This window comes from Streptomyces sp. NPDC059785 (genome assembly GCF_042732375.1).
Lineage (GTDB): Bacteria > Actinomycetota > Actinomycetes > Streptomycetales > Streptomycetaceae > Streptomyces.
Genome location: NZ_JBHWHV010000077.1, coordinates 17,150 through 43,070, shown reverse-complemented (window position 1 = coordinate 43,070; position 25,921 = coordinate 17,150). Strand labels below are relative to the sequence as shown.

The following is a 25,921-nucleotide window of genomic DNA, read 5'->3' as shown; positions in this document are numbered from 1 at the left end:
GTCGCGGACCGTCCCGGCGCCGGTCCGGGGTCAGCGCAGCGGTACGTCCACCCGTACCGGTCCCGCGACTTCGTGCTCGTCGACCGTCACCACGAGCGTGCCGTCGGCCACCTCGGTGGCGGCGCCGGCCGTGGTCGCGGCGGACAGGTCCAGCGCGGTGCCGTCGGCGTCGAGGGTGACGCGGGTGCCGGCCGGTGCGTCCACGAAAGCGTGGGCGGTGCGGCCGGTACGGGTCCACCGGACCCAGGGCTCGTCCGAGGGGCGGGCGAGAGCCGGGTCGAGGGGGCGCGAGGCGAACACGGCGTCGCCGTGCGCCCGGTTGAAGGCCCCGAGTGTCTCCAGGGTGCGGCGCTGGAGGGGAGTGACCTCGCCGGAGGCGGTGAGGCCGACGTTGAGCAGGAGGTTGCCGCCGCGCGAGACGACGTCGAGGAAGTGGCGGATCGCGCCCTCGCCGCTCAGCGAGTTGGACTCGTCCTCCTGGGTGTTGTGTCCGAAGGAATAGCCGACGCCCCGGCAGTTCTCCCAGGCTCCGTCACCCTCACCGTCGCGGCCCTGCTCGTACTCGCTGGTGCGGAAGTCCCAGTGGGTCTCGCCCCAGCGGTCGTTGGCGACGCCCTCGGGCCGGGCGGCGTAGAACCGGCGGAAGAGCTCGACGAGGCTCTTCTCGCCCTCCGGCTTGCCCGCGTCGGGGTACTCGATGTCACCCCACAAAAGCTCCGGCCGGTACTTGTCGATGAGGTCGGCGACGTGCTCGAACGCGTAGTCCGCGTACGCCTTGTCCACCGGGCGCAGTGCGTCGAAGATGTGCCGGGTGATGGGCGGGGTCTGGGTGAAGTGCCAGTCAAGGCCGCCGGAGTAGTACACGCCGAAGCGGATGCCGCGGCGTTCGGCGGCGCCCTGGAACTCGCCGATCAGGTCGCGCTCGGGGCCGCGGCGCACGGTGTTGCGGTCACCGGTGCCGGGCGCGTCCCACAGCGCCACTCCGTCGTGGTGCTTGGTGGTGGGCACGAAGTACCGGGCGCCGGTCGCGGCGACCAGGTCCATGACCGCGTCGGCGTCGAACGCCTCGGCCTTCCACAGGTCGAGGAAGTCGTCGTAGTCGGCGCCGCCGTGCACCTCCTGGTGGTGGCGCTGGGCCGGGCTGCCGTCGATGCGGATGGTGTTGTAGTACCACTCGGCGTACGGGTTGTGCCGGAACCACTCCTCCTCCTCGATGGTGCCGAGCGCCCCGATGGGCTCGGCCCACGCCGGTACGGAGTACGGGCCCCAGTGCACGAAGATGCCGAGCTTCGCGTCCTGGTACCAGGCCGGCGTCTCGCGCTCGAACTGCCGGTACTGGGGCGGGCGCTGGGGTTCGTTCTTGAACATGGCCATGGCCGGGAAGGTCCTTTCCGGATCGGGCACCGGGTCGGGCACCGCTCGGGGTGGGTCAGCGGCCGCCGAGACCGGAGGTCACGATGCCGCGTACGAGATAGCGCTGGAGGGCGATGAGCAGGACGGTGGACGGCAGCATGGAGACGACGGACGCCGCCATGATCAGATGCCACTGGGTGCCCTGCTGGCCGAAGAACTGCTGGAGGCCGAGGGGGATGGTGCCCAGGCTGGTGACGTCGTTGACGATGACCAGCGGCCACAGGAACGAGTTCCAGTACGTGATGAAGGTGAAGACGGCGAGCACGGCGAGGGTCGGCCGGGCCAGCGGAAGCATGATGCGGAAGAACGTGCCCAGTTGACCGAGGCCGTCGATGCGGGAGGCGTCCTCCAGTTCCTGCGGGACGGTCATGAAGAACTGCCGCAGCAGGAAGGCGCCGAGGGCGGTGAACGCCCAGGGCACGATGAGCGCCTGGTAGGTGTTGATCCAGCCCAGTTCCCGCATGAGCACGAAGGCCGGCACGATGATGACCTCCTGCGGCAGCATCATCGTGGCGAGGAACACCGCGAAGGTGGCGCTCCGTCCGCGCCAGCGCAGCCGGGAGAAGGCGTATCCGGACAGCGCCGACACCGCGAGAGTGATGAGGGTGCCGCAGACGGCGACGATCATGCCGTTGACGAGGTACCGGCCGAACGGCGCGTAGGAGAAGACCTCGCTGTAGTTGCCCCACTGGAGGGTGTCGCCGAGGAGGGACGGCGGGGTCGTGAAGATTTCCGACGGCGCCTTCAGCGAGGTGCCGATCATGAAGATCAAGGGAGAGAGGAAGACCAGCGCGACCAGGCAGAGCAGCGTGTAGCCCACCGCCGTACGGAAGGTGCGGGCCCCGCGTCCCCGGGAGAGGACCTCACTCATAGTGCACCCACTTCTTCTGCCCGAGGAATTGCACGGCGGTGACGCCGAGGATGAGGACGAACAGGACCCAGGCCGCGGCGGAGGCCATGCCCAGCTTCTGGAAGGTGAAGCCCTGGTTGTAGATGAACTGCACCAGCGTGACCGTGGAGTCGCCGGGACCGCCGCGGGTCATGATGTACGGCTGGATGAAGACCTGGAAGGAGGTGATGAGCGTCATCGTGGTCGCGAAGAACAGCGACGGGGAGATGAGCGGGAGCTTGATCCGCCAGAACACCGTCCAGGCGTTCGCCCCGTCCAGCGAGGCCGCTTCGAGCTGGCTCTCCGGCACGGAGTCCAGCGCCGAGGAGAACACGATCATGTTGTAGCCGAAGCCCTGCCACACGCTCATCACGACGATGGCGACCATCGCCCAGTGCGGGTCGGCGAGGAAGTCGGGCATCGAGAGACCGAAGAACGACTGCGAGGTCGCGTCGATGACACCGTCCGGCTGGTAGAGCATGCGCCACACGACCGCGTTGGCGACGATCGGTGTGACGGTCGGCAGGAAGAAGATGACGCGGAACACCTGCCGGTGCCGGATCTTCGGCGACAGCCAGGCCGCCATGCCGAGCGACACGACGAGGTTGAGGGGCACGTACAGCGCCACGAACAGGAAGGTGTTGAGCACGGCCGTGTGGAACGAGCGGTCCTTGAGCAACTGTTCGTAGTTGCCGAGGCCGATCCACTCCGGAGAGCCGATCAGGGGCCAGTCGTACAGGCTCATGACCAGTGCGATGGCGATGGGCAGGAGGGTGAACAGGGCGAGTCCGAGGGCGTGCGGGGCGGCGAATCCGACGCCCCACAGCCCTTGGGACCGGTCGCGCCGGCGGCCACCGGAGTGGTCCTTCGGCGCCGTCGAGGATGTCACCTCGGGTGCGGAGATGGTTGCCATGGCCGGCTACTTTCCGATCTGGCTGGAGATGTCCCCCAGCACATCCGCCGCCGGCTTCTGCCCGTTCACCATCTGCGGGCCGTACTGGCTGAGCAGTTGGTTCAGCTTGTCGCCGTCGGCGCTCCCCGGCAGCGGCACGGCGCTGTCGAGGGCACTGTCCAGGGTTTGCTTCGCGCCGTCGATGCCGGCGTTGTCGTACCAGACCTCCTGTACGGCGGTACGCGCCGGGAAGGCGCGGCCCTCCTTCGCGAGCGAGGTCTCGATCTCCACGGAGGTCATGGCGGTGATCGCCTCGAAGGCGGCCTCCGGGTCGGCGCAGTCGCGGGAGATCGCGAACCCGCTGCCCGCGGTGTAGGTCCGCTGGGCGCCCTTCGGTGAGGGCATGGTGGTCAGGCCGACCTCGAAGGACGACTTCGACTTGAAGTCGAGCGAGTTCCAGGCGCCGCCCACCACCATGGCCGCCCGGCCGTTGATGAAGGCGTTGTCGTCGGCGGTGGCGTCGGCGCCGTCGGCCTTGGTCGCCTCGCCGTTCTTGACCAGCCCCGCGACCCATCGAACAGCCTCGGCGGTGGTGTCGTTGTCGAGCACCACCTCTCCCGAACCGTCGATCATCTGCCCGCCGTTGCGGGAGTACAGCAGCCCTTCGAGGGAGATGTCCTCGACGCTGGTGGCGAGCGCGACCTGCCCGTCCTTCTTCAGGGCGGTGGCGGCGGCCTCGAAGTCCTCGACGGTCCACCCCGGGGCCGGGGCGTCGACGCCCGCGGCCTCGAAGGCGTCCTTGTTGTAGAAGAGCACCAGCGGGCCGGTGTCGTAGGGGATGGCGTACTGCGTGCCGTCCGACTCCAGGGCCTTCATCGCCCCGTCGTCGAAGGCGTCGGACTCAAAGCCGGTCGACTCGATCAGGTCGTCCAGGGGCAGCAGCGCCTCGGCGTACTGGTTCACCCGCAGGCTCTGCATCGTCACGATGCAGGGTGAGTTGGACGATCCGAGCTGGGTCGCGATCTTCGTCCAGTAGTCGGTGAACGGTGCGCCCTGGAGCGACACCTGCTTGCCGGACGCCCCGGTGCCGGCGTCGCCGACACCTTCCCAGACCGCCTGGTCCTCGGACGAGCTGATCCACATCGACCAGGTGAGGGTGTCGCCGCTGCCGGGCGCCTCGCCGCCGCAGCCGGTGAGGAGCAGCGCCCCCGCAGCCGCGGCGGCGACGGCCGCAGTCCGTACTCTCATGTCATCACCTTTGATTTCATTCGGCCCGGCGGCTGGGGTACTCCTGCCGGACACCCGAAGCAAATCATCCGATGTTTCACGTGTCAACAACATCACATCTGGCCGATATGCGTCTGTAACTTACGAAGACATCGGATGAATGCCCGGGAGTTCTCTGAACCTCAGGTGCGGACGCGGAGGCCGGACATGCCTCCGTCGACCTCGATGACCGTCCCGGTCGTGGAGCCGGCCCGGGGGCTGGCGAGATATGCGACGGCGTCGGCTACCTCGGTGGCCTCCACCAGGCGCCCGTGCGGCTGACGGGCGTCGAGGGCGGCGCGCTCGGCGACCGGGTCGTCCGCGGTGTCGAGGAGCCGGGTGACCCAGGGAGTCGCGGCGGTGCCGGGGCTCACGGCATTGACGCGGATGCCCTCGCGCACGTGGTCGGCCGCCATCTGGAGGGTGAGCGAGTACAGCGCGCCCTTGCTCGCCCCGTACAGCGCCCGTTGCGGAAGGCCCGCGCTCGCGGCGATGGAGCACATGTTGACGATCGCGGCGTGGGAGGACTCGCGCAGCCACGGCAGCGCGGCCCGGCTGACCCGTACCGCGCCGAGCACGTTGATGTCGAGGACGCGGTGCCACTCCTCGTCGGAGTTGTCGGCGACGGTCCCCTGCGCGCCGATGCCGGCGTTGTTGACGACGACGTCGAGACCGCCGAACTCCTCGGCGACCCGCGCCACCGCCGCGCGCACCTCCTCGTCCCGCGCGACGTCCACCCGGTGCGCGTCGGGGTCGTCCCGCGGCGGATTCAGATCCAGTACGGCTACCCGGGCGCCCTCCTCGCGCAGGCGGGCGGTGACGGCGGCGCCGATGCCCGAGGCGCCGCCGGTGACCAGGGCCCTGATGCCCTCGTACGCGGTCATCGGGTCACCTGCCGCTGCCGGCCGAGCCCGTCGATCTCGACCTCGACGACGTCACCGGCGCTCAAGTAGGGGAACCGGCCGGACAGTGCGACACCCTCGGGGGTGCCGGTCATGATCAGGTCGCCGGGTTCGAGGGCGAGGAACTGGCTGAGCCGCCAGACGATCTGGCCGACGTCGAAGATCATGTCGGCGGTGCTTGAGTCCTGGCGGGGCTCGCCGTTGACCCAGCTCCGCAGCCGGAGCCCGCTCGGGTCGATCTCGTCGGCGGTGACCAGCCAGGGCCCGGTCGGTGAGAAACCGGGGAACGCCTTGCCCTTGCTCCACTGCCCGCCGGACCGCTCGATCTGCCACTCGCGCTCGGAGAGGTCGTTGACGAGCGTGTACCCGGCGACGTGCGACAGCGCCTCCTCGGGCGAGGCGAGGTAGCTCGCCCGGCGTCCGATCACCACACCCAGCTCCACCTCCCAGTCGGTCTTCGTGCTGCCCGGCGGGATCGCCACGTCGTCGTCGGGGCCTGCCACGGTGTTCGGAGTCTTGAGGAACACCACGAGGTCCTCCGGCGGCTTCGCACCGGACTCGGCGGCGTGGGCCGCGTAGTTCATCCCGATGCAGATGACGGCGGACGGGCGGGCGATCGGGGCGCCGATCCGCCGCCCGGTCAACTCGATACGTGGCAGCGAGCCTTCGCGGACCGCGTCGGCGACCCGGTCCAGCGGCCCCGCGAGGAACGCCCCGTCGATGTCGTCCGTGATCCCCGACAGATCGAGGTAGTGGTCTTCGGCGACGACGACCGGTATCTCCCGGCCGACCTCTCCGATCCGTGCGAACTTCATGCCATTCCTTCCGGAACATCGGAACTCTCGGCCCGTCCTAGGGGCAGGCCAGCGGCACCATACCATTTGACCTTTGGATTGATCCGATGTTTGACTGCGTCCCGGGAGGACCCATGACCACGATCACATCCGTCTCGACGGCGGACGTCCGCTTCGAGACCTCCGCGTTGCTGGACGGCTCGGACGCCATGAACGCGGACCCCGACTACTCGGCGGCCTACGTCGTCGTCCGGACCGACGCCGGCGACGGCCACGAAGGGCACGCCTTCGCCTTCACCATCGGCCGCGGCAACGACGTACAGGTGGCCGCCATCCAGATGCTGGAGGGGCATCTGCTGGGACGTGAGGTCGAGCCGCTCCTCGCCGACATGGGCGAGGCGTGGCGGATCCTCGCGCACGACTCGCAGCTGCGCTGGCTCGGCCCCGAGAAGGGCATCATGCACATGGCCGTCGGCGCGGTACTCAACGCGCTGTGGGACCTCAAGGCCAAACGGGCCGGACTGCCGCTGTGGCAGCTCCTCGCACGCATGTCCCCGGAGGAGCTCGCGGACCTGGTCGACTACCGCTATCTCACCGACGCCCTGACCCGGGACGAGGCGGCCGACATCCTGCGCCGCGCCGAACCCGGCCGGGCCGAGCGGGAGTTGACCCTGCTCGCCGAGGGCTACCCGGCGTACACCACCAGCCCCGGCTGGCTCGGTTACTCCGACGAGAAGCTGGCGCGGCTGTGCCGCGAGGCCGTCGACGCCGGCTTCCCCCAGATCAAACTGAAGGTCGGAGCCGACCTCGACGACGACATCCGACGTCTGCGGATCGCCCGTGAGATCTGCGGCGAGGACTTCCCCATCGCGATCGACGCCAACCAGCGCTGGGACGTCGCCGCCGCCATCGAATGGGTACGCGCCCTCGCGCCGTACGGGGTGGCCTGGGTCGAGGAACCCACCAGCCCCGACGACATCCTCGGGCACGCCGCCATCGCCCGCGGGATCGCGCCGGTCCCGGTCGCCACCGGAGAACACGTCCACAACCGCGTCATGTTCAAGCAGTTCCTCCAGGCGGAGGCGCTCCAGGTGCTCCAGATCGACGCGGCCCGGGTCGGCGGGGTCAACGAGAACATCGCCCATCTGCTGCTCGCCGCCAAGTTCGGCGTCCCCGTCTGCCCGCACGCCGGCGGGGTGGGCCTGTGCGAGGCGGTGCAGCACCTGTCGATGTTCGACTTCGTCGCGGTGTCGGGCACCACCGAGGGCCGCATGATCGAGTACGTCGACCATCTGCACGAGCACTTCGTGACCCCGACGGTCGTCCGCGACGGGCGGTATCACGCCCCGACCGCGCCCGGGGCCGGAACCGAGATGCGCGCCGCGTCGATCGACGCGCACCGCTTCGACCCCACGACGGGAGCCGCCCTATGAGCACCACGAGCCGACGACTGGGATTCGGGGCCGCATCCATCGGCAACCTGTACCGCGAGGTGTCCGACGCGGACGCCCACGCGGTCCTTGAGGAGGCATGGGCCGGCGGCATCCGGAGCTACGACACCGCGCCCCACTACGGACTGGGACTGAGCGAACGCCGCCTCGGCGCGTTCCTGCGGGAGAAGCCGCGCGATGCCTACCGCCTGTCGACCAAGGTCGGCCGGCTGATCGTGCCCAATACCGGACGCCGGGCGGGCACCGACGAGGCCAACGGCTTCGTCGTCCCCGACGACCACGTACGGCACTGGGACCCCAGCCTCGCCGGGGTCAGGCGCAGCCTGGACGAGTCCCTGGGACGGCTCGGCCTGGACCGCGTCGACACCCTGTTCCTGCACGACCCCGACGTCTACGGCCTCGACGAAGGACTGCGCCTGGGCCTGCCCGGGCTGGCCCGGCTCCGGGAGGCCGGAATGGTCGAGGAGATCGGCGTCGGCGTCAACAGCGTGGAGGCGGCCGTACGGGCGGTCCGCGAGGGCGACATCGACGTCGTGATGATCGCCGGCCGCTACACGCTGCTCGAACAGCCCGCCGCCGAGGCGCTGTTGCCGCTGTGCGCGAAGCGCGGGGTGCGGGTGCTCGCGGTCGCGGTGTTCAACTCGGGACTGCTCGCCTCGGACAACCCCGCCGCGGCGCACTACAACTACGGTGCGGTACCAGCGGAGTTGGTGGAGCGGACCGAGCGGCTGCGCCAGGTGTGCGCCCGCTTCGAGGTGGCGCTGCCGACGGCGGCGATCCAGTACCCGCTGCTGCACCCGGCGGTGGACCAGGTGGTGGTCGGCACGGCACGGACCAGCTCGCTGCGGGCCAATCTGGAGCACATGGGGGCGGACATCCCCGGAGAGCTGTGGGAGGCGCTGCGGGGGGAGGGGCTGATTCCCTGAGCTGTGCCGGACGACGAAGGGGCGGGCCCGGTGAGCGGGCCCGCCCCTTCTGGCGTGGCGCGGTGACTGGGCCCACCCTTTCTGGCGTGGCGCGGTGACCGGGCCCGCCCTATGTGCCGTAGCGGGCCGGGCTCAGTCGCCGATCCCGTACACCGTGCGGGCGGTCCCCGCGGCGACCCGCGGCCAGTCGGCCTCGCCGACCACGTCCCGTACGAGATCGAACCATGCGCGGGTCGTCGTCCTGCCGTCGGTGCCGGTGCTCACGGGCCAGTCGCCGGCGAGCATGCAGCGTTCGGCGCCGAACGTGTCGAGGGCGGCGCGCAGCAGGCCGGGGCCGTTGCGGCGCAGGGTGTCCGCGTCGGATGTTTCGGCGGGCAGGCCGGAGAGCTTGACCACGAGCCGTTCGTGCCGGGCCAGGCGCCGCAGGGACGCGAGCCAGGCCCGCCCGGCGTCGGAGTCGAGGCCGGCGTCCACCGAGGGTTTGCCGAGGTGGTCGAGGACCACTGTGCCGTCGAAGGCGTCGGTGAGGAGGCGGTCGAGGGCGTCGAGCTGGGTCCGGCGCACACAGGCGTCGAAGACGAGTCCGGCGCGGGCTACCTCACCGAGCCCCGCGGTCAGGGCGGGCGCCGCGAACCGCTCGGGGGTCAGGCCCTGGAGGAGGTGCCGGATGCCTCGTACGAGGGGCAACTCGGCGGTGCGGGCCATGTGTTCGGCGACGTCGGGGGACTCCAGGTCGGCCGCGACGACCATCGCCGCGAGGCCCGGCCAGTCGAGCCCGGCGACCCAGCGTGCCTCGGCAAGGGCGTCGGCGGGAGCGGCGTCGGCCTCGACGAAGACCCACCGGTCCACCGCACCGTCGGCGTCGTCGATGTCGCCCGGCAGCCGGGGCCGGTCCAGCACGGTGCCCGCGAGCCAGTCGTAGCGCACCCGGCGCGGGTCCCAGACGTGGACATGGGCGTCGATCAGCTCGGTGCGCGCTGTGTGCTCAGGTCGTCCGGTCACGGTCGGCCGTCCCGTTGGGCCGCGAGGTCCCAGATCAGTTCGAGGGGTGCGGTGCCCTCGTTGCCGTCGGCGTCCCGGAACAGTTCGACGAAGCGACCGATGTCCCGCTGCCACGCCTGGTCGGCGGGCTCGTCGCGCAGGCCGGCCGCGGCGGCGTCCCAGTCGTCGCAGTCGACCAGGTGGAACAGCCGCCGCCCGGAGCGCCAGATCGTCCACTCGTGGATGCCGAGCCGGCCGAACGCGGCGACCAGGTCGTGGGGGATCCGCACATGCCGCTCCCGGTAGGAGTCGACGGCGTTCTCGCGGATCTCGGAATGCAGCGCTACGCGCATCAGCGGGCCTTTCTGAGCCACTGCTCAACTCCGCAGACATGGACGAGCATCAGCGCCTGGGCGAGCTCCGCGTTACGTCCGCGGACGGCCTCCAGGATGGCGCGGTGCTCGTCGATGGTGCGGGCGACGGAGCCGCCCTCGGTGATGCCGCGCCAGACGCGGGCGCGGACGGTGTGGCTCGACAGGGAGTCGAGGAGACTGGTCAGGTAGGCGTTGCCGGTGGACTCGGCGATGAGGTGGTGGAAGGCGATGTCGTGGGCGACGAGCGCCTCGACGTCGGCGTCCTCACCGACATCGGTGAGCCGCTTCTCGATCTCGGCGAGCTGTGCGTCGGTGATCGAGCGGCAGGCCAGGGCCGCGACCTGGGGTTCGAGCATCCGGCGTACGGTGAGGACCTCCAGGATCGAGTCGTCCTGGTGGAGGTCGACCACGAACGACATGGCCTCCAGGAGCAGCCGGGGTTCGAGGCTGGTGACGTAGGTGCCGTCGCCGCGGCGGACGTCCAGGACGCGGATGACCTCCAGCGCCTTCACGGCCTCGCGCAGGGAGTTGCGGGAGAGCCCGAGGGACTCGCTCAGCTCCTTCTCCGGGGGGAGCCGGGATCCGGGCGAGAGTTCGCCCGACACGATCATCTCTTTGATCTTGAGGATTGCCTCGTCGGTGACGGCCATGACCACACTCTAAACCAATTGGTCGGATGTCTCGACGCGGGTGGTCCGGGTCAGCTGGGTCACGTGCCGGGGGGTGAGTTCCTCCAGGCTGGACACCTGGAGCAGCTTCATCGTCCGGACGATCTGGTCGGTGAGGATGGCGACGGCCCGGTCGACGCCCTCGCGCCCGCCGGCCATGAGTCCGTACAGGTAGGCGCGTCCGACGAGGGTGAAGCGGGCGCCGAGGGCGACGGCGGCGACGATGTCGGCGCCGTGCATGATGCCGGTGTCGACGGCGACCTCCAGATCGGCGCCGACCTCCCTGACCACCCGCGGCAGCAGGTGGAAGGGGACGGGCGCGCGGTCGAGCTGCCGTCCGCCGTGGTTGGAGAGCACGATGCCGTCCACGCCCAGACCGGCGAGCTTCCTGGCGTCCTCGACGGTCTGGACGCCCTTGACGACGAGCTTGCCGGGCCACATCTCACGGATGACGGCGAGGTCGTCGAAGCCGATGGTCGGGTCCATCGCGGAGTCAAGGAGTTCGCCGACGGTGCCGCCGGTGGAGGTCAGCGAGGCGAACTCCAGCTTGGGCGTGGTCAGGAAGTCCCACCACCACCAGGGCCGCGGCAGGGTGTCGAGCACGGTGGACGGGGTGAGCTGGGGCGGGATGGAGAAGCCGTTGCGCTTGTCGCGCAGCCGCGCGCCGGCCACGGGGGTGTCGACGGTGAAGAAGAGCGTGTCGAACCCGGCCTCGGCGGCGCGCCGCGTGAGCCCGTAGGAGATCTCGCGGTCGCGCATGACATAGAGCTGGAACCAGTTGCGCCCGGTGGGGCTGGCGGCCTTGACGGTCTCGATGGAGGCGGTGCCGAGGGTGGAGAGCGTGAAGGGGATACCGGCGGCGCCTGCCGCGCCGGCGCCCGCGGTCTCGCCCTCGGTCTGCATGAGCCGGGTGAAGCCGGTCGGCGCGATCCCGAACGGCAGCGCCGAGGGGCCGCCGAACACGGTGGTACTGGTGTCCACCCCGGGCACGCTGCGCAGGATCGACGGGTGGAACTCCACGTCCTGGAACGCCTGGCGGGCCCGGGCCAGCGACAGCTCGCCCTCGGCGGCGCCGTCGGTGTAGTCGAAGACGGCACGCGGGGTGCGGCGCTTGGCGATGACCCGCAGGTCGTGGATGGTGAGGGCGGCGTCGAGGCGACGCTTGCGCCCGTTCAGCTCGGGCTTTTTGAACCTGGCGAGTTCGAGGATCTCGGCGGGGCGGGGTATCTGGCGCTGCACCAAGGCGGTCACCCTCCGGGCACGGGACGGCAACTCTGACGGACCGTCCCCTGGGGCGAGCCATCATACTAAACATCCGATGTCCTGCTCGGTGCGGTGCGGTGCGGGAGGGTCAGGAAGGTCGTATGCGCATACAAGCGGCATCGGACATTCCGGTGGTATGCGTGATCCCTCCGCACAATGATCGTCGCCGGGGCGGCGCAACCCGGTGTCCGCCCGGAAGGAGGCGATCTCGCATGTAGTTCGGCCGGAAGGCGAAGACTGCCGGGACGGTCCTCGAGGACGTGCTCGACGTGGCGGTGATCCTCACCGCCACCGGCCTGCCCCCGTAGGCCGTCGTCGTCCGCGCCGCCGACCGCTTCCGGCTCACGCCCGCACTCCTGGAACTGTGCCGGGCGGTCCGTGACGTCCGGCCACTGGCCGGCACCGTCTCCGGTGAACTGGTCCTGGCGCTGGAGGAAACGGCACCGGCCGAACAGGACAGACGCCGCGCCGACGTGCGTCCTCCTACCGCGCCGGCGGCGACCGTAAGCGAGCGCCTCGACGCCGGACTGACGCCTACGGCATGCTCCTGAAGAAGGCGGGCCCCCGATGGCAGACGTCCGCGCGGTCGTCGAGGACCTCTCCACCGGGACGCTGCTGCGCGCGCCAATCGGTGACTTCCTGCTCGTGGACGGCGAGATCGTCGACCTCGCACTGTACGAGGCGGCCCTCACCGCGGTCCGGGGGACGGCGCGTCGACCGCCCTCGACAACCGGCATCTGTCCCGGCGGTTCCACGTGCGACGGGGCGAGGAGGTGGTGACTGCCGACGACGTCAGTCTCCGTGCGGAGCGCGAAAACTCGATGCCGATGAGACGGCCCTGCCCATGTGCTGCCGAGGGCGTCGTCCTACTCCACGCCTCAACGACAGCACGGCCGCGCAACTCAATGTCGAATTCTCGACTCTGGTTTTTACGCCGCAGCCCCCGAGGATTCGTGACTTTCGCCGCGGGAACCGTGTGCCCTACGCAGAACCGCTGGGCGGACAGGGATACAGGTGTCCGGGTGCTGCCGGAGGCTGTCGATCGAGCGCAGCGTAGTGGCTGGTGGCGAGTGGTCCGAGTACAGGGGAAGGCTGTCAAGCGGAGTGCCGTAGGAGTCATCCATAAAGGCGCGTTGCATTCGTTGGCAGGAAAGTGAGGGTCGAACGGTCGTGACGGTTCTGCTTTCGCTCAGTACGATAATGATCCCCATTCCTTTGTTGTTGCGCAGGGGAGGAGTGCATGGTGCAACGGCATAATCGTGAAACCTTCTTCGTGGTGAACGAAGGGTGTATCCACGAACGCGAAGGCGAGCAGGTCACCTCTCGGATACCCAGCGCGGCCGAACAGCAGATGGCATTCCGCTTCTCCCGGTTGAGCCGCGAGAAGGGTGTACAGATCAGCGAGGGGCTGCGGCGCAAACTGGCCGATGCGATGACCAAGGAAGAGATCGACCCCAACTCCAAGCCCGGCATACCGGCGGGGTTCACCTACCTCGGGCAGTTCGTGGACCATGACCTGACCATGGACGCCTCCGCTTCCATGCTGGCGTTCGGGGAACCGGTCTCCCTGGAGATGTTGATGCAGGGCCATTCCCCGGCACTGGACCTCGACTCCCTGTACGGGTTCGGTCCCGGCTGTGCCACCTTCCGGAATTACTTCGACTCCAGCGGCCGCTTCAAGATGGGAAGCACACTTGGCGTCAGCGATCCCGCGGGTATTCCGGCGGTCAACACCGACCAGTGGGGTTTCGACCTGCCGCGCGCGGGAGAGAGCGCGATCGGAAGCCGGGGCGACATGCGGATGCCGCTGATCCCCGACACCCGCAATGACGAGAATCTCGCAGTGGCCCAGATCAGTCTGGCATTCATGCGTTTCCACAACCGGGTGCACAGCAGGCTCGCCGAGCACGGGCTTCCCACGGCGATGCTGTTCGACTCCGCACGCGAGACCGTGGTCAAGCACTACCAGTGGATGCTGCGCACCGACTTCCTCCCGCGCATCGTCGACCCGGGCATCGTCGATCAGGTCTTCAACGGGCAACGGCGCTTCTTCGAACCACTCCGAGGGGGCGACCCGCGCCACGCGACGCGGCCGGGAGACCGCCCGACCATGCCGATCGAGTTCTCGGTCGCCGCCTACCGGCTGGGACACAGCATGGTTCGCGGTTTCTACTCATGGAACCGTGTCTTCACCAGGGACGCTCCCGGGGGCCCTGCCACTCTGGAGAAACTGTTCCGGTTCAGCGGCCGGTCGGGGAACCTCAGCTTCGACGGTGACATCAACGACCGGAACTCGGGCTCCAACCTCCGGCTGCCCAGTTCGTGGATCCCCGACTTCCGGAGGCTGTTCAACTTAGAGGAAGCGGGCCGCAAGGACCTGCTGGTCCCGCCTGATCAGTTCAACCTCGCTCATCGAATCGACACCCGACTGGTCAAGGCCCTGCGCGAGCTGCCCGTCGGCGCGATCGACCAACCCGACGTACCGTCCGGTGTGCAGCTGAACCTGGCCTTCCGCAACCTCACCCGCGCCGCGATGCTCGGACTGGCCACCGGTCCGCAGCTTGCCCACGAGATGGGGATGAAGGCGCTGTCCAAGGACCAGATCATCACGGGCGCCGAGGACGGCGCCCGGCTCGACACGCTCACGGCGGAGGAACGGGAAGAACTCGTCGCGCACACCCCGCTGTGGTTCTACATCCTGCGCGAGGCCGAGACGGCTCCCCGGGGCGCGGGGCGCCTGACCGGAGTGGGCGGCACCATCGTCGCCGAGGTCTTCCACCGCGCCATGGAGGGCAGCACCTACTCCATAGTGAAGGACCCGCACTGGCGGCCGAGCCTACCTGCCTACCAGAAGGGGGCCTTCACCATGACGGACCTGATGCTGTTCGCCTTTGAGGACAGCGAGGAACTGCTCAACCCCCTCGGCGACGGCCCGCTGCCCAAGCAGCCAGGCACGGCCTCCTCGACCTCCTGAACGCCGGAAGCCGCCCCCGCTGCAGCGGGGGCGGCGCCTCGCCGGCCACCCGCCGGCGAAACGCGTTCACGGACGATTGGGATCGGCCGGGCGAAGCGCGGGGAAGTGGACGCGCGACGGACAGGAGCCGACGGCAGACCGGCGCGGCAGCCGGCACTCAGCACTCCGGTACCGGGCATGGGCAGTGGCCGCCCAGCGCAGCAGAACCGAACCGACGTTCATGCCACCTCCGAACCCGGACAGCAGGACGACCTCGTCCTCGCTCAGCAGACCCTGCCGGTGAACTTCGTCAAGCGTGATGGGCACGGAAGCCGCCCCCGTGTTGCCGTAGCGCTCCAGCGTCAGGTGCATGGCCGCGTTGCTCAGGCTCAGCTTCGGCCACACGTCGGCCAGCATCACACCGTTGGCCTGGTGCGGGACGAAATGATCGACATCGGCGAGGGGCACGTCGGTCCCGCTCGTGAGGCGGGCCAGGTGTTCGGGCAGGTTCTCCTGCACGAAGTCGCGTACGCGTCGGCCGTCCATCCGGAAGAAGTGCTGTCCGGCCTCGAGGGCCGCGGCCGTGAGCGGGATGCGGCTGCCGCCCGCGGGCACCCGGATCAGCGCATGCTGATCACCATGCGTGGCCAGGCTGCTCTCCAGTACTCCCTGATGCCGCGGTACGGGGCCCAATACCACCGCACCGGCGCCGTCCCCGAACAGGATGCACGTCTTGGGGTCGGAGTAGTCAAGGATGCGGGAGTAGACGTCCACTCCTATCACCAGTCCGAAACCGTGGCCGGGCTGGGAGCTGAGCATCCGTTCCGTCACGGTCAGCGCGTAGACGAAGCCGCTGCAGACCGCGTTGACGTCGAAAGCGGCTGCCTTCGTGGCGCCGATGCGGCCCTGCACGATACTGGCCGTGGCCGGCTGCGGATGGTCGGGCGTGGAAGTCGCCAGAACGATGTAGGACAGTTCGCCAGGGTGGACGCCCGCCTGTTCCAGCGCCTCACGGGCCGCCGACACGGCGAGATCGGAAGCGGCCTGGTGGTCGGCCGCACGCCTGCGTTCTTCGATACCGGTCTTGCGTGCGATCCACTCGGGTGTGACACCTGCGTCGCGGGCGATCTCCGTATTGCTCACCACCGTGCTGGGCAGGTAGGAGCCGGTACTCAGGATGCCTACGGATTTCGTCGTCATCTTCCAGTCCTGTCTTCAGCCGGTCAGGGGTGAGCGGACCTGAGGCGCCGCGTCGGTGTTCGGCCCGACAGCGGCGGGGCTGATGCGGCGCCAGGCGGCGCGCATCGCGTAGTTGCCGAGCAGCGGGTCCCCGCCCACCACGACGGGGCGTCCCACTGCCCGGAGCATGTCCAGATCGCTGATGTGGTCGCCGTAGGCGGTGCACCCGCTCAGGTCCAGGCCGCGGACCGCCGCCGCGGCGCGGACCGCCCGCCCTTTGGCGCGGCCGACCATGGGCACGAGCACCTCGCCGGTGAGAACGCCCCGGCGGATCAGAGGGCGGGTTCCCAGCACCCACTCCGCCCGGGAAGCCGCGGCGATCGGATCGAGGCAGGCGAAGAACGAACCCGACACGAGGATCACCGGCTCGCCACCCGCCCGGTGCTCCGCGAGCGACTGCCGGATCTCCGGAATGAAGATGCCGTGGCGCTGTTGCGACTCCTCGGCGAACCAGGCCCGGCCGGCCGTCGCGAGCCGGTCGGCTTCCTCGCCCGCGTAGAAGGTGTAGTACGTGCGATTGATCCGGTCGCGGGGAACGCCACGCGCCGCGGCCGCGCGCAAGCCGGCGACCAGCCGGTCGTAGGTGGACGGCGGCTCACCTCGTTGGTGCAGGTAGAAGGCGAGGAACCGGAACATGCTCTTGGCCCGGATCAGAGTCTCGTCCACGTCGGAGAAAGCGGCGGAAGTCGCCACGTCGGTCACTCCCGGTCTCAAGTCGGTCGGCGGGATGGATCAGTACGAGGTCGGCGTCAGCACGAAGGTGTAGGCACAGAGGAGCTCCTTTCCCTGGTGAGCTTCGATCCGGGCTCGGACCCGGTCGTCGCCAGTGGCCGGCCCGGCCGTCTCCGGCTCCAGCGGACCGCCCTGCGTGTAATGGATGTGCGCCTCCGCCGGGGCGGCGGGTATGCGTTCACTGAGCTCCGCGCTCAGCACCGTTTCCTCCTCGAGTTCACCGAAGCGGACGAAGGTGACATCGAGCTCGGTGAGCAGGGTCTTCGCGGCCGACATGCCTCGCAGGTCCACCGCGGCGAACAGGGCGAGCTGCCGCGCCCCTTCGGTGATGGCCATTCCCGGCAGGTGATCCTGCGGGTGATCGAACAGACTCGGATGGTCCGCCGGCACCCGGAGCAGCGCCTTCGCCCTCCCGTCCTGGCTGACGGCATCGGCGAGTACGACGTTTTCCGGCAGCGCCCGTCCCACCAGGTACGGGGGAGTCGGCGTACCGCGCATCGCCGTTTTGTAGGCGTCGGAGGAGACCAGGGCACGTCCGCCACGGTTGATCAGCCGCAGCGCCCGATAGCCCTCGGGCGTCTTGAAACGCAGACCGATCTCGGCCGTGCCGATCTCGCCACCGCGCACGGAGAGCCTGATGGCATAGTCCAGGCCGGTGACGCGGCCATGGCGCTCCTTGCGGCGCACCACCTCCACCTCCATGGCCAAGGGGCACGGGCCGGCGCCGATCTCGGTGATCCGATGGTCCGTCAGGCGAAGCCGCAGATGCGTGAGGATGAATTTGTTGTCGGTGGCCACGGCGAAGAACCGGTGTGCCCCGGCCAGCGTGGCCTGACGGCATGCCTCCAGGATCAGCAGGGGATCGTGACTGGCCGGACGAAGTAAGTGATCGCCGTAGTGGGCGTGTGAACGGGGCAGCTGAGCTCCGGCGGCGTACCGCCCGTCGTCGAGCGGCTGCATGTCGGTGAGGAACACCTCGCCGAGTGCTTCCCTGTGCACCAGGAGCCGGTCCACGGTACGCCGGTAGTCCAGACGCAGTTCAGCCGGAGAACGCGGGAAGTCGGGTGCGCGGTCCATGCCAATGGTGGTCATGTCGAACCTTCCGTGTGTCGGTGAGAGGTGCGTGTGTGAGGAAGTTGCCTGGTGTGTCGCATCCTTCGGGCGGAATCAGATGCGTTCGAGGAGCATTCCGGTCCAGGTGAAACCGGCGCCGGCACCGAGCAGCAGCACCCGGTCGCCCGGGACTGTGCCGCCGGTGCGTGCGATGTGGTCGAGTCCCGCGATCTGATCGCCGCTGCCGAGATGCCCGACCTCCGAACCGAAGGTCCGCAGAGTTCGATCGGCGGTCGGGGGCAGTTCGGGGAAGTAGTTCTCCTCCAGGAGGCGGCGGCCGAGGTGCGGGTAGGCGATGTGGCGCAACCGCAGGTCGTACCCGGACGGGAGCAGGACCTCGCGGATCTCGCCCACGGCCTGCCGCGTGCGCTTGCTGATGATGTCCTTGCCGTGCTCGGTGACGAAGCGTCGCTTCACGGCGCGGATGTCGTGATCGTCGGCGGTCGTTTCCGGTGTCGCCGCGCACGGGGACGCGTCGCGGTGCAGTGCTTCGAGCTCCGGGGCGGAGACGGTATGGGCACCCAGCACGTGCCAGCACGGGCGCTGCCGGGTTCGGTGACCGTCGCCTTCCAGGGTCAGTACCGCCGCAGCGCCTCCGTCCCCGAAGAGGATGTCGTAGTCGGCGGTGAAACGCTCGAAACCGGAGGCCGAGAACCGGTCCGCCGCCACGACCAGTGCGGTTCCACCGCCTTGCCCGCGCAGCAGGGAGGCAGCCACTTGAAGCATGAGCATCTGGCCGTTGCATCCCTGTGAGACGGCCATGGGCGTTGCCTGCCGGCAGCCGAGCCGGTCCTGGAGCCATGACGTCACGGACCAGTACGGCCGGTGGCCGTGCCGGTGGACGGAGGTGAACACCAGCAGGGTGAGTTCCGAGGCAGGTGTCGCCGCGGCAGCCAGAGCGCGCTCCGCGGCCAGCAGCGCCATGTCCGGCGGAAACATGTCCGCTTCCACGCACACACTGCGGTAGTCGCCGGCGAGAATGCGCTGCGCCTCCGGGTTCGGACAACGTGAGACGGCACGGGAGATGTCGATGCGGTGCTCGGGCAGGTAACTGCCTGAGCCGGTAATCAGTAATCGCCGCCTCGACGCACCGTTTGCGACGGTCATGCCGCCCTGCGGTTCTTTTGCGCGTGTCATGAACGGAATACCTCCATGGTCGTCGGCCGACGTGCCGTCGGTCGTCGGTTCTCGTCGTGCCGAAAGCTGCGACGCCGACTCCGAAGGACGCATCGGCCGGGGAGTTACGAGTCTCGCGGTGCCGGGAAGTCGTGTCGTCCCACCGGTGCCGTCATCCGTACGTCGTCGCCGGGAGGTAGAACGGCTGCACTTCTGCGGTGCCGCGAGGAACCGTCGTCACGGCCTCGCTCGCCGTTCGGCCCGGACTACGACGCCTTGAGGCCGGCCTCCGCCGTCAGCGGCCGCCGCCGAACGTCCTGGCCGCCGATGGCCTCGGACCTGGCGTCCTTCAGGCGCCTGACGACGGCGTCGGCCAGTTCCGGGGAGTTCATGATGAGAAGGTGGCCGGGGCCCGGGAGGGACGAAGAGCTGACGTGCCGGCCCGCCGTCGCACTGGAGAGGGGAACGACGAGGTCGGACCGCGAGCCGATGAGCGACCACCGGACCTTGTGGCTCATGTCGATGTCCGGCAGCGCGGAAAGGAAGGGTGAATTGCTCCGTAATTGCCTGACCGCGGGCCCTACGCCCAGGTGAGCCAGGGGGCTTCCTTTGTGAGGTGTCGCGACGGTGACGGCGCTGAGGACTTCGTCGGTCATCCCCAGCCGCTGGACCGCGTAACGTACTGCCAGCCCACCGAGGCTGTATCCGACCAGGTGGACCCTGGGGGAGCCGCTGCGGAGCATGGCCCTGCGCGCCTCCGCGGCAAGGATCGAGGCGATGGCCGGGATGTCCATCCGGAAAGGGTTGTAGCGCAGGCACACGACATTGCTGAAGCCGTTCAGATGCAGCTCCTGCACCAGGGAGTGCCAGGAAACGTGCGGAGAAAGGTATCCAGGGATCAGAAGAACCGGAGTGTCGTCCGTACGGTACGGACGGTGTCCCTCGCACAGTTTCAGACCGGACTCACGCGAAGGCCGGTGCGAGTGCACGGACCCGTTCTCGAACACGGTTCGGCCTATCGCGGTCAGCGTGCCCGCCGCGAGCTTGAGAGGAAGGGCTGCGGCGGCACATACGGATGACAGGCTCGTTGTCACCAGCTTGAGCATCGCGGTTGGCTCCTGACGTTGTATCTCGCGCTTCACTCGGTGCTTGCAATTCGAGTGTGGCCGTGAGGCATTCGCATGGCGTCCCACCACTGACGTCAGTCGGCTGTCCTCGCGCGGACGTACGGCAATGGCCGGTGTGCGCTGCAACGAGGACGGAGAAAACCGGGGGCCGCCGAAAGGCCCCGCTCATGGCAGTGACGTCGTCCTCGGCGTCGTGGGCGGCTGTCGCTGTCCGGTGGGCTGCGGTGCCGGATTCGCCAGCGGAAAGGAGGCCGAGACGCGGAAATGCCCGTCGGCCTGCAGTCCGGCCCGGCAGCAGCCACCGACGGCAGCCACCCGCTCGCGCATTCCGATCAGACCCCAGCCGGCGGAATGCCGGGGGACCGATGTGCCGTCGTCCTGGGAGACGCGATTGCTCACCTGGATCTCGAGTTCGGCGGGGTGCCAGGCGACCGTCACCCGCACCGGGTGGCACTGGTCGGCATGGCGAATGGCGTTCGTGAGCGCCTCCTGCACGACGCGGTAGGCACAGAGGTCCACCTCCGGGGGCAGCGGTGCCGGATCGCCGGTGCAGACGAGGCTGACCTGGAAGGTGTCCGTCCGTGTGCGCTCGACAAGGGCATGGAGGTTGTGAGGGTCGGACAGCCGGTGCATGGCGGTGCACTCTTCGCCCAGTGACAACAGGCCGAGCATCCGGCGCAGTTCGATGATGGCCTGCTGCCCGAGTGCTTCGACACGTGCGAGTGCCGTTTCGGCGCGGTCGGGGTCCGTGCGCATGATGCGCGCCGCCCCGGCCGCCTGGAGGAGCATGAGACTCACCTCATGGCCCACGACGTCGTGCAGATCCCGTGCGATGCGAGTGCGGTCCGCTTGCACGGCATTGGCGATGGCCCGGTCGACATCCTCGTGCCGCCTCCGCAGCGCCCCACACATCTGCCCGAGTGGCCGCGCGGCAGCTCCGGAGCCGGGGCGTGGAAGAGCCGGGCCGGACGACTGTGCGGACTTGCGCATGGTGAACCTTTCGACCTGTGCGGGGGGCGGCGTGTCTACTCATGCGGGGTGGGGAGGGTGCGATCAGGCGCCGTGCGACGATGACCGTGTCGAAGCCGATGCGCTGGGCGAGTCGGTCGTGCCGGACGTGATGTGGCGCTACGCGCGTTGAACTGGCCCGAGCGGAAAGGACGTGCGCTGCCTCTCGTTGTGAAGAGGCAGCGCAAGCCCCGGCTCGGAGGGTCGGCACGGCCGGTCACTTCGAGTGGAGTGCGACCAGCACGGGGTCCCCGGTGGTGCGTAGATTGTTCGACACCCGCTGTCCCGTTCTGCAGGGACTGCGGTCCTATCCCCTTCATGGATGTTCCCGGCGCCCTTGAAAGCCCGTCCGCGGCTGTTGGACGCTGTCATATTGAGTTGGTGGCCGGACGACCGGGGGTGTCGGCGATGACGGCCCAGGACGTGACTTCAGGATTTGCCGATCTGCATCTGCACCAGTTCGCGAACCTCGCCTTCGGCGGCAAGGTTCTCTGGGGGCAGCCGTCGGGAAACCCGGCAGCAGTACTCCGCCCGTGCCGGGAGATGCACGGGCCGCACGGCATCACGGACCTGGTGGGCAACGTCGGCCGGGTGATGGCCACGGGAGCCCGATGGACGGCCCTGCTGGGCCACGACACCGGCGGCTACCCGGGCTTCCGCGGCTGGCCCGCCTGGGACGATTTCACACATCAGGCGGTCCACGAACAGTGGTTGAAGAGGGCGGTCGACGGTGGCCTGCGGCTGGCGGTCGTCACAGCCGTGCACAACGAGGTGCTGTGTCGGCTGTCCCGCAGGAGCACCTCGACGTGTGACGACATGGACGTGGTCGATCTGCAGATCGGGGCCGCCCACGACATGGAGGCACACATCGACACCGTCTGCGGCGGCCCCGGCACGGGCTGGTACCGGATCGTACGGTCACCGGCCCAGGCGCGGGAGGTGATCGCCTCGGGACGCCTGGCGGTCGTGCTCGGTGTCGAAGTCGACAACGTGTTCGGGGGCCGTCCGGGCAGCCGGATGTCCCCGGCCCAGCTCACCGCGACGGTCGAGAAGTACTACCAGGCGGGTGTGCGTCACATCATCCCGCTCCACCTCTCCGACAACGCCTTCGGCGGCGCGGCGTTCGCCTTGCCGCTGCAGTGGTCCCGTAACAACAGGGTGCTGTCGGCGGCCAATCCGCTGCTCTCGCTGCCGGTGTACCGGATGCGGACCGAGAGCCGTTCCGGCGCCGGGTACCGGTACCGGGGCGGCAACTGCAATGTGCGCGGGCTGACCTCCGCCGGCCGTCGGTTGGTCGAGGAACTGATGGACCGGGGAATGATCATCGACGTCGACCACATGTCGGCCAGGACCCGGGCCGACGTCCTGGACATGGCCGCCGCGGCCCACTACCCGGTGGTGGCGAGCCATACCGAGTTCCTCGAACTCAGCCGCCCCGAGCTGCGCAGCGAACGCCAGTTGCAACCGTCGGAGGTCGAGCTGATACGGAAGACCGGCGGCGCCGTCGCCCCGCTGGTCCGCCAGTCCACCATGAATGTGGCGGCGGCCGACCAGGGCACTCTCCTCACCTTCCTGCGGGCTCACCGCTACAACCTCGCCCGGGCCGGCACGGAATGGAGCGCGTTCGGCTCGGATTTCAACGGCTTCGCCGGACTGCCCCGCCCGGGCCGGCTGCCGCCCGGCGGGCTCGCCTATCCCTTCCCGAACCCCCTCGGAGGCGGACCGGTGCACCGGAGCACCATCGGTGAGGTGACGTTCGACATCAACCATGACGGTGTCGCCCACGTCGGCATGCTGCCCGACTTCCTGGCCGCACTGGACGCGGCAGGCCTGTCGGCCGCGGAAATGGCCCCGCTGATGCGGTCCGCTGCCGGATACGTGGAGTTGTGGGACAAGGCGGAGCGCCGAGCGTGACCGCCGCGAGCCGCCTGGTCGCCGTCATCAGCATAGGACTCGTTCTGCTCACCGCCCTGATCGTGCGAGACCGCGTGGTCAGCCCGTCGGACGGCACCATCGTGCAGTTGTCGAACACGTCGTTCCACAGCGACCGGATGACTGTCGACTTCGTCCTGGACGACACGGCCGGTCTGCGCGCCAAGGATGTGGTGACGGCGATCGACGGGGTGCCACTGCGGTCCTACGTCTTTGACGGCGACCTGCGCACGGGTGACTCCCTCACCTATACGGTGCTGCGTGACGGCGACTGGAAACAGGTGACCGTCCGCCTCCGGCAGTTCCCGGTGACGAATTTCCTGGTTCGGCTCTGGCCGTCGATCGTGGTGCTGTCCGCCCTGGTCGCACTGGCCGTCTTCGTGTTCCGTAAACAGGCCGCGGATCCCGGGGCGCAGGCGCTGATGCTGACCGCGTTCCTGTCCTTCTGCGGGACTTCCGCCTGGCTGCTCGGTGACCAGGCGTTCCGGCTGGCTGCCTCCGGTCCGACGCTGCTGCACGCCGCCGGTGAGCTGTCACTGGCCTTCGTGTGGGGCGCGGTGGCCCATTTCGTCCTGGTGGTGCCCGGCGCCGGACTGACCGCCACCCGACGGCGGATCATCGCGGTCTACAGCCTGCCGCTGCTACTGCACGGCATCTACCTCGTGTTCACCCTGTCCTCGGCCCACGACACCGCGGAGATCCGCGGCCTCGGCGCCCAGGTCTCGTTCATGCCCAGCTCAGTACTGCCCGCGGCCACGGCAGTCTTGATGCTGCTCAGCTATCGCGCCACCAAAGATGCCAAGTCCCGGCTGCGGATGCGCTGGGTGCTGCGCACACACCTGCTGGGCGGCCTGATCTTCCTGACGGTCTTCACGATCCCCGCGGCGATGGGATGGCCGGTCCCGCCCGCGACCTGGCTGCCACTGCTGTCCCTGCCGCCGACGCTGGCACTCGCCCTCGCGATCCTCCGCCACCGGCTCTTCGACATCGAAATCATCGTCAGCCGTTCACTGCTGTACGGGAGCCTGACCGCGTCGGTGGTGGGCATCTACCTGGTCGGCGCCTGGATGCTGAGCCGGATCTTCACCGCCCGGCCCGCGCTGACAGCCGTGCTGACCGGCGGACTGATCGGGCTCATCGCTCCGCCGTTGCACTCGTTCCTGCGCCGACGGGTCGGCCGGCTGGTCTACGGCGAACGGGACAACCCCTACAAGGTGCTGTCCCGGCTGGGCCGGATCGACGCTGCCGCGGACCCGCGGCTCGCACTGCAGCACGTCACGGAGACCCTCGCCCGCACCCTCCGTCTGCCCTTCGCCGCCATCGAACTGCGCCGGGCCCAGAGCCGGTTCTCGGTCCGGGCCAGTTGTGGCGAGGACACCGGGCGGTCGGTCATCGTGCCCCTGGCGCTGGCCGACGGCGTACTGGGCCAGCTGATCCTGGCTGTCGGCCCGGGCCGGGAACCCTTCGGCCCGGCCGACCGCCGGCTGCTGGACACGCTGGCCCACCAGGTCAGCGGCGCCGCATCCATCGTGCTGCTGACCAACGAGCTGCAGCAGTCGCGGGAGCAGATCGTGCTGGCACGAGAGGAGGAACGACGCCGACTGCACCACCGGCTCCATGACGGCCTGGGCCCGGACCTGGCCGCCGGCGTCATGCGCATGGAAGCGGCCCGAGAACTCGTCGAACGCCATCCCGACGCCGCCATCAGACATCTGGACGAGCAGATCAGCCTCACTCGCTCCCTGGTCGGCGACATCCGGGGCCTCGTCTACAACCTGAGACCACCGGCCCTGGACCAGCTAGGGCTCGCCTGTGCGCTGCGGGAACGCACGAACCGACTGACACAGCCGGACGTCCCGGGCCGGATGCGCGTGATGGTCGAGCAGCAGGGCGACCTGGACGGCCTGCCCGCCGCCGTCGAGGTCGCCGCGTTCTGGATCGGTGTCGAAGCCGTGAACAACGCCATACGGCATGCCCGGGCATCCGTGTGCCGGATCGAGCTGACCCGGGGCGTGACGTTGTCCGTCGTGGTGCGCGACGACGGCCGGGGCCTTCCGCACCGGGTCACACCCGGTGGCGGTCTCATATCCATGCGCGAACGGGCCGAGGAACTGGGCGGCACCTGGCGTATCCACCGCGGACGGCAGGGCGGAACCGTCGTCGAGGCACATCTGCCGATCAGGGAGGCGGTGACCGATTGATGGACGCGAAGCGGATCAAGGTCATCATCGCCGACGACCATCCGCTGGTGCGGACGGGCGTACGGACACTTCTCGAACTGGCGGGGAACATCGAGGTGGTAGCCGAAGCCGGTGACGGTGAGGAGGCGATCGGGGCAGCGGTCGATCTGCAGCCCGACGTGGTGATGATGGACCTGCGGATGCCTGGCGTCGGAGGAGTGGAGGCCACCCGCACGATCGTCCGGAAACGCCCTCACGTCGCGGTGCTCGTACTCACCATGGTGGAAGACAGCGAGTCCGTCTTCGCCGCCCTGCGTGCCGGGGCACGCGGCTACCTGCTCAAGGAAGCCGGCGCGGTCGAGCTTCGGCGCGCCGTACACACCGTGGCTGACGGCGGCTTCATCACCAGCCCCGCCGTCGCGGTATGGGTCACGCAATTCTTCACGGCTTCGCCGTCCGGGCACCAGGTCGCCGCGTTCCCCGCCCTGACACATCGAGAACGCGAGGTGCTGGACCTCATGGCCCAGGGCCGCAACAACGCCTACATCGCCCGCCGGCTCGTGCTCAGCCCCAAGACGGTGCGCAACCACATCTCCAACATCTTCGCGAAACTGCACGCCACCGACCGCGCCGACGCCATCGTGCGGGCCAGGGAAGCCGGCCTGGGGCAGCAGGGGACGGATCCGTAACAGCCGCCCACCA

At 69.2% G+C, this 25,921-nt stretch carries 23 protein-coding genes; 7 read left to right on the top strand and 16 right to left on the bottom strand.

The features are described 5' to 3' along the window. Positions 1-30 precede the first annotated feature (30 nt). From ACFV6E_RS37865 to ACFV6E_RS37840, 6 genes are all read right to left on the bottom strand, one after another. Positions 31-1,374: an alpha-L-fucosidase gene (locus ACFV6E_RS37865; RefSeq protein ID WP_385171368.1), complete on the bottom strand. Its 1,344-nt coding sequence runs from the start codon at positions 1,372-1,374 to the stop codon at positions 31-33. 55 nt (positions 1,375-1,429) lie between these two features. Next, entirely contained in the window at positions 1,430-2,284 is an 855-nt protein-coding gene (locus ACFV6E_RS37860) for a carbohydrate ABC transporter permease (RefSeq protein WP_385171370.1), read from the bottom strand. Next, a complete protein-coding gene (locus ACFV6E_RS37855; protein WP_385171373.1) occupies positions 2,277-3,215 on the bottom strand; it encodes a carbohydrate ABC transporter permease in 939 nt (312 codons plus the stop codon). Before ACFV6E_RS37855 ends, ACFV6E_RS37860 begins: the two co-directional genes overlap by 8 nt. A gap of 6 nt (positions 3,216-3,221) precedes the next feature. After that, positions 3,222-4,442 (bottom strand): ABC transporter substrate-binding protein, encoded by a 1,221-nt coding sequence (locus ACFV6E_RS37850; RefSeq protein ID WP_385171375.1) that lies wholly within the window; start codon positions 4,440-4,442, stop codon positions 3,222-3,224. 161 nt (positions 4,443-4,603) lie between these two features. Continuing rightward, the gene (locus ACFV6E_RS37845) at positions 4,604-5,344 is read right to left on the bottom strand and encodes an SDR family NAD(P)-dependent oxidoreductase (RefSeq protein WP_385171378.1); all 741 of its coding nucleotides are present in this window, start codon (positions 5,342-5,344) and stop codon (positions 4,604-4,606) included. Then, positions 5,341-6,177: a fumarylacetoacetate hydrolase family protein gene (locus ACFV6E_RS37840; protein WP_385467968.1), complete on the bottom strand. Its 837-nt coding sequence runs from the start codon at positions 6,175-6,177 to the stop codon at positions 5,341-5,343. The genes ACFV6E_RS37845 and ACFV6E_RS37840 overlap by 4 nt, the downstream gene beginning before the upstream one ends. Before the next feature lie 113 nt (positions 6,178-6,290). Here ACFV6E_RS37840 and ACFV6E_RS37835 point away from each other — a divergent pair, with 113 nt between their 5' ends. Further along, complete coding sequence (locus ACFV6E_RS37835; protein ID WP_385467964.1) at positions 6,291-7,589, top strand: L-fuconate dehydratase; 1,299 nt, start codon at positions 6,291-6,293, stop codon at positions 7,587-7,589. Beyond that, a complete protein-coding gene (locus ACFV6E_RS37830; protein WP_385467961.1) occupies positions 7,586-8,533 on the top strand; it encodes an aldo/keto reductase in 948 nt (315 codons plus the stop codon). The genes ACFV6E_RS37835 and ACFV6E_RS37830 overlap by 4 nt, the downstream gene beginning before the upstream one ends. A 132-nt stretch (positions 8,534-8,665) precedes the next feature. On the opposite strand, the gene ACFV6E_RS37825 is transcribed toward ACFV6E_RS37830, so the two are convergent. Genes ACFV6E_RS37825 through ACFV6E_RS37810 form a run of 4 tightly spaced genes read right to left on the bottom strand, consistent with a single transcriptional unit; the run spans position 8,666 to position 11,795 of the window. Beyond that, a complete protein-coding gene (locus ACFV6E_RS37825; protein ID WP_385467959.1) occupies positions 8,666-9,535 on the bottom strand; it encodes an amidohydrolase family protein in 870 nt (289 codons plus the stop codon). Then, positions 9,532-9,867, bottom strand: coding sequence for an L-rhamnose mutarotase (locus tag ACFV6E_RS37820; protein WP_385467956.1), 336 nt, complete (start codon positions 9,865-9,867; stop codon positions 9,532-9,534). Before ACFV6E_RS37820 ends, ACFV6E_RS37825 begins: the two co-directional genes overlap by 4 nt. Continuing rightward, entirely contained in the window at positions 9,867-10,538 is a 672-nt protein-coding gene (locus ACFV6E_RS37815; protein WP_385168882.1) for a FadR/GntR family transcriptional regulator, read from the bottom strand. The genes ACFV6E_RS37820 and ACFV6E_RS37815 overlap by 1 nt, the downstream gene beginning before the upstream one ends. Positions 10,539-10,547: 9 nt before the next feature. Then, positions 10,548-11,795 (bottom strand): alpha-hydroxy-acid oxidizing protein, encoded by a 1,248-nt coding sequence (locus tag ACFV6E_RS37810; RefSeq protein WP_385467953.1) that lies wholly within the window; start codon positions 11,793-11,795, stop codon positions 10,548-10,550. A 591-nt stretch (positions 11,796-12,386) separates the two neighbouring features. Between ACFV6E_RS37810 and ACFV6E_RS37805 the strand changes: the two genes are divergently transcribed. Both ACFV6E_RS37805 and ACFV6E_RS37800 read left to right on the top strand, forming a co-directional pair. Beyond that, positions 12,387-12,599: a hypothetical protein gene (locus ACFV6E_RS37805; protein ID WP_385168876.1), complete on the top strand. Its 213-nt coding sequence runs from the start codon at positions 12,387-12,389 to the stop codon at positions 12,597-12,599. Positions 12,600-13,095: 496 nt separating this feature from the next. Next, on the top strand, positions 13,096-14,793 hold the full coding sequence (locus tag ACFV6E_RS37800) for a heme peroxidase family protein (protein ID WP_385467951.1): 1,698 nt from the start codon (positions 13,096-13,098) through the stop codon (positions 14,791-14,793). Between the two features lie 66 nt (positions 14,794-14,859). Here the strand turns inward: ACFV6E_RS37800 and ACFV6E_RS37795 are convergent, their stop codons facing one another. From ACFV6E_RS37795 to ACFV6E_RS37770, 6 genes are all read right to left on the bottom strand, one after another. Beyond that, positions 14,860-15,972, bottom strand: coding sequence for a 3-oxoacyl-ACP synthase III family protein (locus tag ACFV6E_RS37795; RefSeq protein WP_385168871.1), 1,113 nt, complete (start codon positions 15,970-15,972; stop codon positions 14,860-14,862). A gap of 15 nt (positions 15,973-15,987) precedes the next feature. Further along, complete coding sequence (locus tag ACFV6E_RS37790) at positions 15,988-16,704, bottom strand: HAD family hydrolase (RefSeq protein ID WP_385467948.1); 717 nt, start codon at positions 16,702-16,704, stop codon at positions 15,988-15,990. 39 nt (positions 16,705-16,743) lie between these two features. After that, positions 16,744-17,835 carry a ScbA/BarX family gamma-butyrolactone biosynthesis protein gene (locus ACFV6E_RS37785; RefSeq protein ID WP_385467945.1) on the bottom strand — a complete coding sequence of 364 codons (1,092 nt, stop codon included), beginning with the start codon at positions 17,833-17,835 and terminating at the stop codon, positions 16,744-16,746. 75 nt (positions 17,836-17,910) lie between these two features. Further along, positions 17,911-18,795: a ketoacyl-ACP synthase III family protein gene (locus ACFV6E_RS37780; protein WP_385467943.1), complete on the bottom strand. Its 885-nt coding sequence runs from the start codon at positions 18,793-18,795 to the stop codon at positions 17,911-17,913. Between the two features lie 443 nt (positions 18,796-19,238). Beyond that, positions 19,239-20,078, bottom strand: coding sequence for an esterase/lipase family protein (locus ACFV6E_RS37775; protein ID WP_385467941.1), 840 nt, complete (start codon positions 20,076-20,078; stop codon positions 19,239-19,241). 186 nt (positions 20,079-20,264) lie between these two features. Next, complete coding sequence (locus tag ACFV6E_RS37770; RefSeq protein ID WP_385168858.1) at positions 20,265-21,089, bottom strand: sensor histidine kinase; 825 nt, start codon at positions 21,087-21,089, stop codon at positions 20,265-20,267. Positions 21,090-21,488: 399 nt separating this feature from the next. Between ACFV6E_RS37770 and ACFV6E_RS37765 the strand changes: the two genes are divergently transcribed. The 3 genes from ACFV6E_RS37765 to ACFV6E_RS37755 are packed head-to-tail and all read left to right on the top strand — an operon-like array spanning position 21,489 to position 25,908. After that, complete coding sequence (locus ACFV6E_RS37765; protein ID WP_385467938.1) at positions 21,489-23,021, top strand: membrane dipeptidase; 1,533 nt, start codon at positions 21,489-21,491, stop codon at positions 23,019-23,021. Beyond that, entirely contained in the window at positions 23,018-25,240 is a 2,223-nt protein-coding gene (locus ACFV6E_RS37760; RefSeq protein WP_385467935.1) for a histidine kinase, read from the top strand. Before ACFV6E_RS37765 ends, ACFV6E_RS37760 begins: the two co-directional genes overlap by 4 nt. Next, positions 25,240-25,908, top strand: a complete 669-nt coding sequence (locus ACFV6E_RS37755) for a response regulator (protein ID WP_385168850.1) — start codon at positions 25,240-25,242, stop codon at positions 25,906-25,908. Before ACFV6E_RS37760 ends, ACFV6E_RS37755 begins: the two co-directional genes overlap by 1 nt. Positions 25,909-25,921 lie beyond the last annotated feature (13 nt).

Bases quoted from the DNA above. Each gene is read 5' to 3' on its own strand.
- ACFV6E_RS37865 (WP_385171368.1), bottom strand. From the start codon at position 1,374: ATGGCCATGTTCAAGAACGAACCCCAGCGCCCGCCCCAGTACCGGCAG.
- ACFV6E_RS37860 (WP_385171370.1), bottom strand. From the start codon at position 2,284: ATGAGTGAGGTCCTCTCCCGGGGACGCGGGGCCCGCACCTTCCGTACG.
- ACFV6E_RS37855 (WP_385171373.1), bottom strand. From the start codon at position 3,215: ATGGCAACCATCTCCGCACCCGAGGTGACATCCTCGACGGCGCCGAAG.
- ACFV6E_RS37850 (WP_385171375.1), bottom strand. From the start codon at position 4,442: ATGAGAGTACGGACTGCGGCCGTCGCCGCCGCGGCTGCGGGGGCGCTG.
- ACFV6E_RS37845 (WP_385171378.1), bottom strand. From the start codon at position 5,344: ATGACCGCGTACGAGGGCATCAGGGCCCTGGTCACCGGCGGCGCCTCG.
- ACFV6E_RS37840 (WP_385467968.1), bottom strand. From the start codon at position 6,177: ATGAAGTTCGCACGGATCGGAGAGGTCGGCCGGGAGATACCGGTCGTC.
- ACFV6E_RS37835 (WP_385467964.1), top strand. From the start codon at position 6,291: ATGACCACGATCACATCCGTCTCGACGGCGGACGTCCGCTTCGAGACC.
- ACFV6E_RS37830 (WP_385467961.1), top strand. From the start codon at position 7,586: ATGAGCACCACGAGCCGACGACTGGGATTCGGGGCCGCATCCATCGGC.
- ACFV6E_RS37820 (WP_385467956.1), bottom strand. From the start codon at position 9,867: ATGCGCGTAGCGCTGCATTCCGAGATCCGCGAGAACGCCGTCGACTCC.
- ACFV6E_RS37815 (WP_385168882.1), bottom strand. From the start codon at position 10,538: ATGGCCGTCACCGACGAGGCAATCCTCAAGATCAAAGAGATGATCGTG.
- ACFV6E_RS37805 (WP_385168876.1), top strand. From the start codon at position 12,387: ATGGCAGACGTCCGCGCGGTCGTCGAGGACCTCTCCACCGGGACGCTG.
- ACFV6E_RS37795 (WP_385168871.1), bottom strand. From the start codon at position 15,972: ATGACGACGAAATCCGTAGGCATCCTGAGTACCGGCTCCTACCTGCCC.
- ACFV6E_RS37785 (WP_385467945.1), bottom strand. From the start codon at position 17,835: ATGACCACCATTGGCATGGACCGCGCACCCGACTTCCCGCGTTCTCCG.
- ACFV6E_RS37780 (WP_385467943.1), bottom strand. From the start codon at position 18,795: ATGTTTCCGCCGGACATGGCGCTGCTGGCCGCGGAGCGCGCTCTGGCT.
- ACFV6E_RS37775 (WP_385467941.1), bottom strand. From the start codon at position 20,078: ATGCTCAAGCTGGTGACAACGAGCCTGTCATCCGTATGTGCCGCCGCA.
- ACFV6E_RS37770 (WP_385168858.1), bottom strand. From the start codon at position 21,089: ATGCGCAAGTCCGCACAGTCGTCCGGCCCGGCTCTTCCACGCCCCGGC.
- ACFV6E_RS37755 (WP_385168850.1), top strand. From the start codon at position 25,240: ATGGACGCGAAGCGGATCAAGGTCATCATCGCCGACGACCATCCGCTG.